Below are 12,255 nucleotides of genomic sequence, written 5' to 3' on the forward strand. Positions count from 1 at the left end.
GCGGCCACCCGCTTATTGTTAACGACGGTGGGCGAGGCCGCGGACCAGACGGTCGCCGGCCATCTGCACGCCCTGCACCAGCGCGACCAGAATGAGCACGGTACCGAACATCACCTCGTTATTGAAGCGCTGATAGCCGTAGCGAATGGCCAGATCGCCCAGTCCGCCGCCGCCAATCACGCCCGCCATCGAAGAGAAGCCGATCAGCATAACGATGGTCAGCGTGATGCCGGCCAGCAGCGTCGGCAGCGCTTCCGGCAGCAGCGATTTAAAGATCACGTGCCAGATATTGCCGCCCATCGATAAAATCGCCTCAATACGCCCGTAATCCACTTCATCCAGCGCGTTCTCCGTCAGCCGCGCAAAGAACGGAAAGGCGCCAATGGTGACCGGAACCACCGCGGCGGTACTGCCGAGGGTGGTGCCAATAATCAGCCGGGTGAACGGGATCAGCGCGATCAGCAGCACGATAAACGGCAGCGAACGACCAAAGTTGATAATCGCGCCCAGCACGGCGTTGAGCTTCGGCATCGGCGCCAGGCCGTTGCGGCGTGAAACAAACACCAGCACGCCGGTCGGCAGCCCGAGCAGCACGGTAAACAGCGCCGCCAGGCCGACCATATAAACGGTATCTACCGTGCCCTGAAGCAGCAGCGGCCAGAGATCTTCCCAACTCATGCTACTCCGCATAATGGCCTCCCGTGAAAACCGTGGCGAGCGAGGAAATCCCGCTCTGCCTGAGGATCGTGCAGCAGCGACTGCCGTAGCCGCGACCATGGCGCCACCAGCAAATCGGCAATTCTGCCGCTTTCAATAATCTCCCCGTGCTCCAGCAGCGCTGCGTGGTCGCAGAGGGTTTTCACCACTTCCAGCTCATGGGTGATCAGCACGATGGTGAGGTTCAGCTTTTGGTTGATATCCGCCAGCAGGCTGAGCACCGAGGCCGTGGTCTCGGGGTCGAGGGCGCTGGTGGCCTCATCGCACAGCAGCACATCCGGCCGCGCGGCCAGCGCGCGGGCGATCCCCACGCGCTGTTTTTGCCCGCCGGAAAGCTGTGACGGAAAGGCGGCGGCTTTATCCGCCAGCCCGACCAGTTCCAGCAGCTCCGCCACCCGCGCCTGGCGGGCGGCTTTCGGCACTTTGGCTATCTCCAGCGGCACCGCGACATTGTCGGCGACGCTGCGGGCGTGAAGTAAATTAAAGTGCTGGAAGATCATGCCGGTACGCAGCCGGTACTCGCGCAGCGCGGTTTTATCCATCCGGGTAATATCGTTCCCGTTCACAATAATGCGGCCCGACGTGGGCCGCTCCAGCAGATTCAGGCAGCGTATCAGCGTACTTTTGCCTGCACCGCTGCGGCCGAGGATGCCGTAAACGGCTCCTCTCGGCACCTGCAGAGAGACATCGTTTAGCGCCGGTCGGCCTGTTCCGGCATAGGTTTTACTCAGCCCGACAATCTCAATCATGACTGAGGAGCAACCGGGATCACCGAGCCGTTATATTGCTTACGAATAAATTCGGCAACCTGCGGCGAGGTGAGGTCTTTGGCCAGCGCCTTGATGCGCGGATCGTTCGCCAGCGCCGGCGTTGTCACCAGAATGTTGGCGTACGGGTTGTGGGTCGCGCTCTCCAGACCCAGCGCGTCTTTGGCCGGCACCAGCCCGGCTTCCAGCGCGTAGTTGCCGTTTATCACCGCCAGGTCAACGTCATCCAGCGACCGCGGGATCTGCGGTGATTCAATCTCAAGGATTTTCAGGTGCTTCGGGTTTTCCACGATATCTTTCGGCGTCGCCAGGGTGGTCGCCGGGTCGGTAAATTTTGCCGCCAGCTTAATCAAACCCTGATTTTGCAGCAGGAACAGCGCGCGGCTCAGGTTGGTGGTGTTATTCGGTACCGCCACGGTGGCGTTCTCGGGCAGCGATTTAAAATCTTTATGCTTGCGCGAATAGATCCCCAGCGGCTCAATATGGACGGTCGCCGCGACGGCGAAGGTTTTGCCCAGCGCTTTCTCCTGATCTTTCAGATAGGGGACGTGCTGGAAGTAGTTGGCATCGACATCGCCGTTGGCCAGCAGTTCGTTGGCGTTAACGCCGCTGGTGAGTTCGACGATTTTCAGGTCGAGGCTGGGATCGATCTTCTTAATGTAGTTAAGGATCTCGGCGTGCGGCACCGGGTCCGCGGCGACGCGCAGCGCGGCGGCCTGGGCGGAACTCCATGCCAGAGAGAGAGACAGTGCAACCCCTGCCAGTTTAAATGCGGCATATTTCATCATCTTATTCCTTGTGTTGTTGTTATGTTTATACCCGTCATACTTCAAATTGCATGTGCGTTGTCCTGCAACCCGAATTATTTAGGGTCTACACGATCAATTGCTCGGCGCGTTCGCGAAAAACATCCTGGTAGTAGCGCTCGGCGACATCAGGATGCGAACGCAGACGCCCTTTCAGGTAATTCCAGCCCACCTCGCGCAGCAGCGGGTTTTGCGGGTCGCTATCCGGTCCGAGGGCTTCGCGGGCCAGCTCGTCGGGCAGCGTGTAGACGGGGACCACGGCATCCAGCTGGGCGCCGAGGAAGAAAGCGATCGACAGCCGCTGCTGGTTGGCAGGCGGCGAAACGACCCGGTGCACCGTTGCCCGCAGATAGCCGTTGGTTGCCAGCTCCAGCAGCTCGCCGATATTCACCACAAAGCTGCCCGCCAGCGGGGTCGCGTCAATCCAGCGGTCAGGGGAGACTTCGACCTGCAATCCTTTCTGCTCATCCTGCAGCAGGAAGCTGAGGAAGCCGGAGTCCTTATGCGCGCCAACGCCCTGGGCGCTCTGGGTCTCCTGCTGGCCGGGATAGCGGATCAGCTTGATATGTTCATTGGGCTTATCGCCATACAGGCCATCGAAGGCATCCAGCGGCAGGCGCAGCGCTTCGGCGAAGGCGCGCAGCAGGGTGATCCCAACCTGGGTCATTTCCCGTTGCCAGGTCAGTAATGTGGGTTTGAGTGAGGGCAACGCCTCTGGCCAGAGATTCGGCCCCTGCAGGCGCTGCCAGCGCGGCGCGCGTTCGCTAAGCTGCAGGGCCGGGCGCTCGGCGCCGATATCGAACTGCTCGCGCCAGTCGGGTTGACCGCGGGTTAATTCAGAAGCGGCGCGGTTGTAGCCGCGAAAATGCGGAGAGTGAATCATTGCCACCCTCTGCTTTTGATCGTCGGGCAGGGCAAAAAAGGCGCGGGATTGCTGCTGCACGGCCTGCTGCAGCGACTCATCGACGCCGTGGTTGATCAGATAAAAGAAACCGATATCGCGGGCGGCGTGGCGCAGGTCGGCGAGAAACGCCGCTTTTTCAGCGGGGTCCGCGTAGCGGGCCAGATCCAGTATCGGTAAGGTTGTCGCGTTCATTGTGTTCTCCGAAGGCGGTATTCAGGTGTTTTCGTCGATTCAGATTCAGGGTTCGGGGACAACAACAGCGCATGATCGATTCCTCAGTCGGGTGGTTGAAGCCAGCTTGCCTTAAGCGAAAATAATCAACCAATAACGTTCTTTTCTAATTTATGACCGTGGAGGGTTCTGTGCTTTTGCGAATTTTGGATAAGGGGGAGGCGGGGCTGTTGCGATTGGCGTCGGGAGCCAGTATGGTGAGCAAAATTTTTAATTCAGGTAAAGAGACGCAATGCAGCACCCAAACGATCCTCTGCACGGCATCACGCTGGAAGCGCTGTTAAACGCGCTGGTCGCGCGATATGGCTGGGCCGAACTGGCGAAACGCATCAACATCAACTGCTTTAAAAGCGAGCCGAGTATTAAGTCGAGCCTGAAGTTTTTACGCCGCACGCCGTGGGCGCGTAAAGAAGTGGAAGCGTTGTATATCGATTCGTTGTCCGATACCGATACGGCAAGAGCGGAAGCGCCGGCGAATAATCCGTGGGCACACTGGCAGAAAAAGTAGGGCGCGCAGCGGATAATTACCCGCGCGCCCCGGGGGCTGTGTGTTACTGAAGATTGCCTGCGGTCAGGCTCTCTTTATCAAAGGCATGGCTGACATCAATATGATTCTGATGCACGGACGTGTCGATATTCGAACCTGCCTCCGGACGCGCAAAGCTATTCTCTGCGGCCATCGCCCCGGACGAAAGTGTAGCGGCTAACAGCAGTGCGGTGACTACGCCGATATTTTTCATATTCTGTTCCTTATTTCATCGTGTTGTCGCTGTCGCCTGTGTCTTCCGGCGGCCCGGCAATGTTTCAAATTTTATTTCGTCAGTTCTGCGGTCATATGCACGCGGTTATTGAACTGAGCGCTGGTGATTTTGTAAGAGGCGCCTTGCTCTGCGGCCTGAGCGGCAATTTTGGCTTCTGCGCGGTCCAGTGTGGAAGCGCTGGCGCTGATGCTCTGCGCAAACGTACCGAAAGAGATCATAGAGAGTGCGGCAACTGCAACGAAAGTTTTGATGGATTTCATGGTCGTATTCCTTAAGCGTTTTGTCAGTGTTGGAGCGTTTTTGCCCCGATGTGATAAATAATAGGCCGACGACGCGATGATTAAAATCGAAACAATTTGCTCTCATTATTCAATAAATTTGAATGAAGTATCGGTTACCGCAATCCTGTTTTGCAAATAAGGTTTGATTACAATCAAGCCTCATTGTCATAACAAATATATAAAAAGTTATTTTTTGACTTTCGATAGATGATTTTCTTGTTTGCTATCATCTGAACGGCGGCAATATAGTTTTTGTACAGCAATAAATGCCGATGTGCGGCAAATAATCATTATTCACGAATATCTCATTATGATAACGCTCAATAAGATCAGTAAAAGCTTCTCCGGTGAAAGAGTGCTAAAAGAGGTATCGCTCAGCATTCATTCCGGCGAGATTATTTGCATTATTGGCCCCAGCGGCTCGGGGAAAACCACGCTATTACGTACGCTTAATTTCTTAGAGCCTGCCGATAGCGGGCAAATAAGAATAGATGATGTGGCGCTGGATTGCGCAAAAGCGGGAAAAAAGGAGATTGAAAAACTACGGTCAAAAACCGCTATGGTTTTTCAATCGTGGAATCTTTTTCATAACCTCACCGCACTGCAAAATATTACCGAAGGATTGATATACGCTAAAAAACGCCCGCGGCAGGAGGCGCTGGCTATTGCTGAACGACTCTTAAAGCAGGTGGGGTTGCTGCATAAAAAAGACCACTATCCGCACAGTCTCTCCGGCGGCCAAAAGCAGCGTATCGGTATTGCGCGGGCGCTGGCCATTAACCCCGCCGTTCTGCTGCTGGATGAACCGACCTCAGCCCTGGATCCGGAAAAAGTCGGTGAAGTGCTGGAGCTTATTCAGACCATTGCTGCCGCGGGCCAGACGATGATCATCGTGACCCACGAAATGGCGTTCGCCCGTCAGGTCGCTTCCCGGGTGGTATTTATGGAAAACGGCGAAATCGTTGAACAGGGCCCGGCGGAACAGATATTTGGCGCGGCGCAGCAGGGCCGAACCCGGGCGTTTCTTGCACAACTGCACTATCATGCCTGAGGCTGATGATGAACAATAACCCACTGTTTAGCTGGCCGGATATCGCCGGAATAGTGCCGAAGCTGCTGGAAAATTTACCCGTGACCCTCGGTATAACGCTGGCGTCGCTGCTGCTTGGTTTAACGATCGCGCTGCTGATTGTGCTGCTGCAGTTTAGCCGCTTTAGGCCGCTCAGCGCGGCGGCAAATGGGTATACCGACATTCTGCGCGGCGCGCCTCTGGCGCTGCTGATCCTGCTGTTTTTCTTCGGCGGCAAATTAATTTTGACCGCGCTGGCGCTGCCGCCGCTGTGGATTAGCGATACCACCTTTGCGGTGCTGTCTATTTCGGTCAGCATCAGTCCCTACTTTGCAGAAATGATGCGTTCAGCGTGGCGCGCGGTGGATAGCGGCCAGAAAGAGGCCATTATCAGCCTGAATATTCCCTGGCATCAGGGAATACGGCGGATTATTTTCCCCCAAGGGCTTATTATTGCTATTCCCGTCTTTGGCAATCTTTTAATTAATCTCGTGAAAATGACCTCGCTGGTCAATATTATTGGTATTGTGGATGTTTTTGGGCGGGCACAAAAGATTTCGCAAAATAGCTACGGGGCGAAACAAGTCGCGGCATTTATTAGCGTTATTATCGTCTACTGGGTGCTGAATAGTATTATTCTCTATTTTACCACTCGTATTGAAAAGAAATATCAGTTCCTGCTGGAGTGATAAATTAACATGTTTAGCCTGGCGTTCATTCGCGACAATTTTACGTTTATTTTAAGCGCGCTGCCGGTCACCCTGACGATAACGTTATTATCCTTACTGTTTTCCACTTTGCTGGGCGCAGCGCTGGCGTGGGCGATTATTCGTCAGGTACCCGGCGTTCAATGGCTGGCGAGGGTATTCCTCTCCTTTGGCCGTTCGGTCCCGGTCCTGGTGATGCTGTATTTCTTTTTTTACGTCTGGCCGTGGATTGCCGCCGGGCTGTTCGGCGGCCCGCAGGACACGATGTACCGCTATAAACTCTCGCCGCTGGCGGCGGCGGTCACCGCGCTGTCGCTGATCTTCAGCGCTTATTTCGCCGAAACCTTTCGCGCGGGATGGAATGCGGTTGATAAGGGGCAGCGCGAGGCCGCATGGTCAATCGGGCTAAGCGGATTCACGCAGTTCCGACGCATTATTTTTCCACAGGCGGCGGTATCCGCGCTGCCGAACTTTACCAGCGTGCTGATCGATCTGATTAAAGACACCTCGCTGGTTTACACCATCACCGTTGTTGATCTGATGGCGAAAGCCAATATCGCCGCCGCGCGCGGGTTTCATTTTGTCGAAGCCTACTGCGTCGTGCTGGTGATTTATATCGTGCTGTGCCTGGCGATTGCCAGAGCATTGCGCAGTGCAGAAAGGTTTCTGAGCGCCCGCTGGCAAGGAAACGCAGAAAAGAGTGTTTCACGGTTATCATTTTGGGGAAGGTATTTTGAAAAATAAAATTTTACTGGTGAGTGCGCTGGCGTTGGCAATGGGAATGAACGCCGCGCAGGCGGTTGAAAAAAGCCCAAACGCGAAAACGGTTGAGGTTGTCGTCAATGCTAACGGCTTTCCCTTTAGCTTTGTTGACGATAACAACAATATTACCGGTTACGATGGCGACCTGTTAAAGGTGCTGGACCAGCGTTTAACCGACTATACGTTTCATTTTAATGCGGTCTCGCGCGATGCGATGATCGTCGGCCTATCGACCGGCGCCTATACCCTCGCGGCGGATCACTTTTATCTCACCAAAGAGCGGGCGGAAAAATACGACCACTCCGGCGAGCCGACAGGGATCAGCGATTTGCGCCTGATTGTGCGTAACGATGAGAACGATATACATAATCTCGGCGATCTCGCCAGCGGGAAGAAAAAGCTGGTGCCGATTCATACCTCCGACGCCCGTTATACGGTGATTGAAAACTACAATAAAAAACATCCAGGCCAACAAATTAACCTGCAGCCCAACGGCGAGCAGTCCGCCGCCGATATCTTTAAAGCGGTAGCTTCCGGGGAATACGATGCGGCGATTTACCCCATTGGCGCGCTGCTGGCGTTAAATAAGGCGCTAAATCTTAATCTGAAAGCGTCGGATTCCGTCGGCCTGTTTCCTAACGTCTATTTGTATAAAAAAAATACCGATCCGCAGCTAATCAAAGCGATTGACGCGCAGCTGGTTGCCCTGAAAAAGGACGGCACGCTCGCTGAGCTCTCGCGGAAATGGTACGCCGAAGATGTGTATGCCCTGCCGGGCGCCAGCGACGTGAAAGTGAATACCGACTGGGAATAAGCGCATGACGCAAATAAGCTCGGAACCGGCGCATAACGCCGCCACCTTAAACGATGAGGTGACCCTGGCGCTGCGCGCCATTACTGAAAAACGCGCGGCAACGATCGGTTACCTGTTGGACGAAAGCCGACAACGCCATATCGCGGATGATTCTGTCCGTGAAGCAATACGCCACTATGGCCGCGATATCGGGCATAAGCTGCGCGCGCAAATGCGCGATCGAAAAGATTTGCAGGAGTTTGCCGGGCTGTTTACCCGCGGTCTGGAATCTCAGGTTTATGAGATGGAGCCCGTTAGCGCCAGCCGGGCCGAATTTATCGTCCTGTTTCACTACTGTCCCTATGTCAACTGCTGGCGGCAGCAGGGGCGAGGCGCCAGCGAAATTGAGACGCTGTGCGATATCTGCATGGAAGGCGATCGTGCGCTAACCGACGCGTTTCCGGGGCTGCATTTAGAGGTGCAGACCGCGCTGGCTCGCGGCGATGCCGCCTGTCGGCTGCGTTTTTATCAGGCAGAGGAGCGGGAGGGCGAATGGCAATCTTAACGTGGGACCACGCGGTCCAGTTTGTTAATCAGCCGGAAGCGGCGATTCAGGCGCTGAGCGGGCAACAGCTCAACGCGGTGGCCGGTGGACACCACCCGGGCTGGGGGACCAGGAATGCGCTGAGCTATTTCGGCCTGACCTATATCGAATTTCTGGCGATTGCCGATGATGCAGAGCTGCTTTCCGCCGCGGAGAAGTTTTTACTCTCCCGGGATGCGTCGCGGCTGCTGCCGGATAATGAAGCGCTGTATCGGGTGGCGCTGCGTAGCGACGATATTGAGCGCACGCATGCGGAGTTGCACGAGCAGGGCCTGCGGGTTTCGCCGATCGTCAACGGCCAGCGCGACGATCCGCAGGGCAACGTTATCCGCTGGCGGATCTTCACCATTGACGGCGATTTTGACGGCCTGGTCTATCCCTTTATTCTGCAATGGGGGGAAGAGGATGACGCCCGGTTGAGCCGCCTGCAGGCACAGGGTCTCGCTGCGCCGCATCCTCTGGGGGAGATTGAACTGCAGCGCGCGGTTTTCACGGTACAGCATCCTCAGGCGGTGCGCGACCGCTGGCAGCTGCTGTTTGGCTTTGCCCCGCAAGGCGAGCAGGGGCTGGCGGTGGGCGGTCGAGAGTTTCTTTTCCGTCAGGGCGCGGCGAACCAACTGACTGAACTGGTGTTTCGCGTTGCTGACCCGGCGCTCAAAGGCCGACGCTTTCGCGTTGGCAACGGCGAATATCTTTTTGAATAAGGAGTAAGACTCATGACCAGGGTCCATTTTTTTGGCGCCGGACAGATGGCGGAGGCGATTATTCGCGCGTCATTAAGCCACGGTGCGCTGCGGGCGGACGCGATCTCGCTGGAGGATATCGACAGCGCGCGAGTCGAGGCTCTGCGCGCCCGTTATCGGCTGTCGGGCGACGGTGGCGTAAACGAAGCCGCTTTGCTGGTGCTGGGGATCCGTCCGCAGGACGATCTGGCGGGGGTGGCGAACCGCGTGCGCTCGCAGCTAAACGGCTCGACGACGGTGGTTTCTCTGATCGCGGGGGTGACCCTGGAAAAGCTGGCCTCCCTGTTTGGTGCGGCAACGCCGATTGCCAGGGCGATCCCCAATACCCTGACCGATACCGGATTTGGCTATAGCGGCGTGACCTTAAACCCCCACGCCAGCGCGGCTGAGATCGAGCCGTTTCTGCGCGGCTTTGGCAAAGTGCTGTATCTGCCTGAGCGGTTGATCGATATCTTTACCGGCTTTGGCGTCGCGGGCCCTAACTATATTTACTACTTTATTGAGTCCCTTACCGATGCCGGCGTACTGGCGGGGCTGCCGCGGCCCCAGGCAACGGAGGTGGTGCTGGAAAACCTGCTCGGCGCGGTCGAGATGCTGCGCCAAAGCCAAAAGCATCCGCGCCAGCTTCTGGATATCAACAACTCCCCGGCGGGCGTCGGGATCCACGGTCTGTATGAGCTGAACAACAGCGATTTTGCCGCTGGGCTTCAGCGCAGCGTACTGGCGGCGGTCAGGCGCACCCGTGAACTGGGACAGTGCTAAAATCCTTCTTCCCGCGACAGATCGCGCAGCGCGCCCGGCGCCTTTCCGATAATGCGTTTAAAGGCGCGGCTGAAGGCGGCATGAGAACTGTACCCCAGCCTGAAGGCCACTTTTTCCAGCGCCTGACCCTCATGGGAAATGTACTGCACCGCGAGGCGCATACGCAGCTCGGTGAGATAGCGGGCGGGCGTGGTGCCGGTGGCGGAGAGGAAGCGTTCAGCAAATACCGAACGTGAAATTCCCGCCTCTCGGGCCAGATCCTCGACTTTCCAGTTAATGCCCGGCTGCTGATGCATAACGTAAATGGCTTTAGCCAGCTTAGGATCGCGCAGCACCTGTACCCAGCCGGTGGCGTTGCCGCAGCCACACTCCACCCAGCCGCGGACAATCAGCGCGGCGACCACATCGGCCAGCCGCGCCAGAATGCCGGCGTAGCCCGCCTGTCGAGTGAGGCTTTCGCGTTCCATGGCCGCCAGCATCGGCGGGATCTCCGGACGGCTGGTCAGCAGGCTGCTGACCAGCATCACTTCGGGCATCGCTTTGACCAGCGGCTGCATACCGCCCAGCTCAAAGTCCATACAGGCGCTGAAGATAATGGCGCTGTCGCTTTTCGCGTCGTCGCAGGCGTTTTTGACGCAGCTTACCGAGCCGCAAACCGGTTCGCTGGGCAGTCTGGACACGTTAACCACCGTTGCCTGGTCATCGGAGAGCAGCACGTGACCATCGCCGTTCGGAATAAACAGCGCATCGCCGCTCTGCAGCATCAGGCGCTGACCGCTGACCATGCGCAGCAGTACCGGTCCCCGGCTGATAAAGTGGAACTGCGCTTTACCAGGTACGAAGCCGAATTCGACGCCAAAAGGACGGGAGGTTTCGATGCGGCGGTAGTTGACGCCGGAAAGGCGCATGCCGCGCAGAAGTTCGCTGGTGAGATCGAGGGCGTGCTGAGTCATAACATCATTCCCGGACGAATTATCAATAATCAAGGAGTATGCATCATAGATCGTCCGAACAGAACCGCCTAACCTTAACGAAATGTTAATTGTTCTGGAGAGATGTTTATGAGTTCCTGCATTGCAGCTGAAGAGAGCCAGACCAACGCCAGGCCCGCGTGGCGCGCCGTCTATGCGCTGGCGCTGGGGGTGTTTGGCCTGATTGTCGCCGAGTTTCTTCCTGCCAGTTTGTTAACGCCGATGGCGGCAAGCCTGGGCGTTAGCGAAGGTATGGCGGGGCAGGCGGTGACCGCGACGGCGCTGGTGGCGTTAGTTACCGGGCTGCTGATCACCACCGCGACGCGAAATATTGACCGCCGCTGGGTGCTGATGTTCTTCTCCGTTTTGCAAATTATCTCCAGCATGATGGTGGCCTTCGCCGGTTCGCTGGAGTTTTTGCTGCTTGGGCGCCTGCTGCTGGGGATCGCCATCGGCGGCTTCTGGTCGATGTCGACCGCGACCACCATGCGTCTGGTTCCGGCGGCGATGGTGCCGAAAGCGCTGGCGATTATCTTTTCCGCCGTTTCCATCGCGACGGTGGTTGCCGCGCCGCTGGGCAGCTATTTCGGCGCGCTGATCGGCTGGCGCAACGTATTTCTTATCTGTGCGCTGCCGAGCGTGGTTGCGCTGCTCTGGCAGCTGTGGGTTCTGCCTTCCATGCGTCCGGAGAGCGTCGGCAGCTTCGCTACCCTGTTTAAGGTGCTGCGTCGGCCAGGTATGATTGGCGGCATGCTCGCGACAATCCTGATTTTCAGCGGCCACTTCGCCTTCTTTACCTATCTGCGTCCGTTCCTCGAAACCGTGGCGCAGGCCAGCGTCGAAGGGGTTTCTCTGATCCTGCTCGGTTTTGGGGTAGCGAACTTTATCGGCACCTCGATTGCCGGACATCTGTTGGCCCGAAGCCTGCGCCTGACGCTGGCGCTGGTGCCGCTGGCAATGAGCGTGCTGGCGCTGATGATGGTAACGTTCGGTCACGTCGCGCTGCTGGACGGTCTGCTGGTGGCGATGTGGGGCTTTGCTTTTGGTCTGGTGCCGGTGGGCTGGTCGACCTGGCTTGCCACCACGGTGCCGGATGAAGCTGAAAGCGCGGGCGGCCTGCTGGTGGCGTCTATTCAGCTGGCGATTAGCGCCGGTGCGGCTGGCGGCGGTGCGGTATTCGATCTCAACGGCGCGAGCGGCGTTTTTGTCGGCAGCGGCGTGCTGCTGGTCAGCGCCATGGTGATAGTGCTGTTTGCGGTAAGAGTCAAGCCAGTCGTGAGCGAGGAGTAGGGCTACCGGGCTACAGGGCCGCAGATTGCTGTTAACCCGTAGCCCGGGTAAGGCGTTTACGCCGCAACCCGGGGAATATGCCGTGAC

Annotated in this window: 16 protein-coding genes; 9 read left to right on the forward strand and 7 right to left on the reverse strand. The window is 57.2% G+C overall.

The window, feature by feature from the left end:
• Nucleotides 1-18: 18 nt before the first annotated feature.
• From ABLU67_RS13685 to ABLU67_RS13700, 4 genes are all read right to left on the reverse strand, one after another.
• Nucleotides 19-678 (reverse strand): methionine ABC transporter permease, encoded by a 660-nt coding sequence (locus tag ABLU67_RS13685; protein ID WP_348852340.1) that lies wholly within the window; start codon nucleotides 676-678, stop codon nucleotides 19-21.
• A complete protein-coding gene (locus ABLU67_RS13690) occupies nucleotides 675-1,466 on the reverse strand; it encodes an ATP-binding cassette domain-containing protein (protein ID WP_014229467.1) in 792 nt (263 codons plus the stop codon). Before ABLU67_RS13690 ends, ABLU67_RS13685 begins: the two co-directional genes overlap by 4 nt.
• On the reverse strand, nucleotides 1,463-2,269 hold the full coding sequence (locus tag ABLU67_RS13695) for a MetQ/NlpA family ABC transporter substrate-binding protein (protein ID WP_032749045.1): 807 nt from the start codon (nucleotides 2,267-2,269) through the stop codon (nucleotides 1,463-1,465). Before ABLU67_RS13695 ends, ABLU67_RS13690 begins: the two co-directional genes overlap by 4 nt.
• Before the next feature lie 88 nt (nucleotides 2,270-2,357).
• Nucleotides 2,358-3,386, reverse strand: coding sequence for an isopenicillin N synthase family oxygenase (locus tag ABLU67_RS13700; RefSeq protein ID WP_049103861.1), 1,029 nt, complete (start codon nucleotides 3,384-3,386; stop codon nucleotides 2,358-2,360).
• Nucleotides 3,387-3,657: 271 nt separating this feature from the next.
• On the opposite strand from ABLU67_RS13700, the gene ABLU67_RS13705 reads away from it, so the two are divergent.
• Nucleotides 3,658-3,933, forward strand: a complete 276-nt coding sequence (locus tag ABLU67_RS13705; RefSeq protein ID WP_109240395.1) for a VF530 family protein — start codon at nucleotides 3,658-3,660, stop codon at nucleotides 3,931-3,933.
• Nucleotides 3,934-3,976: 43 nt separating this feature from the next.
• On the opposite strand, the gene ABLU67_RS13710 is transcribed toward ABLU67_RS13705, so the two are convergent.
• On the reverse strand, nucleotides 3,977-4,165 hold the full coding sequence (locus ABLU67_RS13710) for a hypothetical protein (RefSeq protein WP_004134116.1): 189 nt from the start codon (nucleotides 4,163-4,165) through the stop codon (nucleotides 3,977-3,979).
• Between the two features lie 71 nt (nucleotides 4,166-4,236).
• A complete protein-coding gene (locus ABLU67_RS13715) occupies nucleotides 4,237-4,446 on the reverse strand; it encodes a YdgH/BhsA/McbA-like domain containing protein (RefSeq protein WP_004102265.1) in 210 nt (69 codons plus the stop codon).
• A 331-nt stretch (nucleotides 4,447-4,777) separates the two neighbouring features.
• On the opposite strand from ABLU67_RS13715, the gene ABLU67_RS13720 reads away from it, so the two are divergent.
• From ABLU67_RS13720 to ABLU67_RS13750, 7 genes are read left to right on the forward strand one after another with little or no spacing between them, the layout of a single operon-like run.
• Nucleotides 4,778-5,518: an amino acid ABC transporter ATP-binding protein gene (locus ABLU67_RS13720; RefSeq protein WP_004102264.1), complete on the forward strand. Its 741-nt coding sequence runs from the start codon at nucleotides 4,778-4,780 to the stop codon at nucleotides 5,516-5,518.
• Nucleotides 5,519-5,526: 8 nt separating this feature from the next.
• On the forward strand, nucleotides 5,527-6,225 hold the full coding sequence (locus ABLU67_RS13725) for an ABC transporter permease subunit (RefSeq protein ID WP_032749050.1): 699 nt from the start codon (nucleotides 5,527-5,529) through the stop codon (nucleotides 6,223-6,225).
• Nucleotides 6,226-6,234: 9 nt separating this feature from the next.
• Nucleotides 6,235-6,987: an amino acid ABC transporter permease gene (locus ABLU67_RS13730; protein WP_038424548.1), complete on the forward strand. Its 753-nt coding sequence runs from the start codon at nucleotides 6,235-6,237 to the stop codon at nucleotides 6,985-6,987.
• A complete protein-coding gene (locus ABLU67_RS13735; RefSeq protein WP_049082671.1) occupies nucleotides 6,977-7,819 on the forward strand; it encodes a transporter substrate-binding domain-containing protein in 843 nt (280 codons plus the stop codon). Before ABLU67_RS13730 ends, ABLU67_RS13735 begins: the two co-directional genes overlap by 11 nt.
• A 4-nt stretch (nucleotides 7,820-7,823) precedes the next feature.
• Nucleotides 7,824-8,363, forward strand: a complete 540-nt coding sequence (locus tag ABLU67_RS13740; RefSeq protein WP_032749052.1) for an L-2-amino-thiazoline-4-carboxylic acid hydrolase — start codon at nucleotides 7,824-7,826, stop codon at nucleotides 8,361-8,363.
• A complete protein-coding gene (locus ABLU67_RS13745; protein WP_187228211.1) occupies nucleotides 8,351-9,106 on the forward strand; it encodes a VOC family protein in 756 nt (251 codons plus the stop codon). Before ABLU67_RS13740 ends, ABLU67_RS13745 begins: the two co-directional genes overlap by 13 nt.
• A 12-nt stretch (nucleotides 9,107-9,118) precedes the next feature.
• A complete protein-coding gene (locus ABLU67_RS13750) occupies nucleotides 9,119-9,907 on the forward strand; it encodes a pyrroline-5-carboxylate reductase dimerization domain-containing protein (RefSeq protein ID WP_187228210.1) in 789 nt (262 codons plus the stop codon).
• On the opposite strand, the gene ABLU67_RS13755 is transcribed toward ABLU67_RS13750, so the two are convergent.
• Entirely contained in the window at nucleotides 9,904-10,860 is a 957-nt protein-coding gene (locus tag ABLU67_RS13755) for an AraC family transcriptional regulator (RefSeq protein ID WP_014229455.1), read from the reverse strand. The genes ABLU67_RS13750 and ABLU67_RS13755 overlap by 4 nt on opposite strands.
• 108 nt (nucleotides 10,861-10,968) lie before the next feature.
• On the opposite strand from ABLU67_RS13755, the gene ABLU67_RS13760 reads away from it, so the two are divergent.
• Nucleotides 10,969-12,168, forward strand: coding sequence for an MFS transporter (locus ABLU67_RS13760; RefSeq protein ID WP_014229454.1), 1,200 nt, complete (start codon nucleotides 10,969-10,971; stop codon nucleotides 12,166-12,168).
• Nucleotides 12,169-12,255 lie beyond the last annotated feature (87 nt).

This window comes from Klebsiella sp. GN_Kp190 (genome assembly GCF_040061795.1).
Taxonomy (GTDB): Bacteria; Pseudomonadota; Gammaproteobacteria; order Enterobacterales; family Enterobacteriaceae; genus Klebsiella; species Klebsiella michiganensis.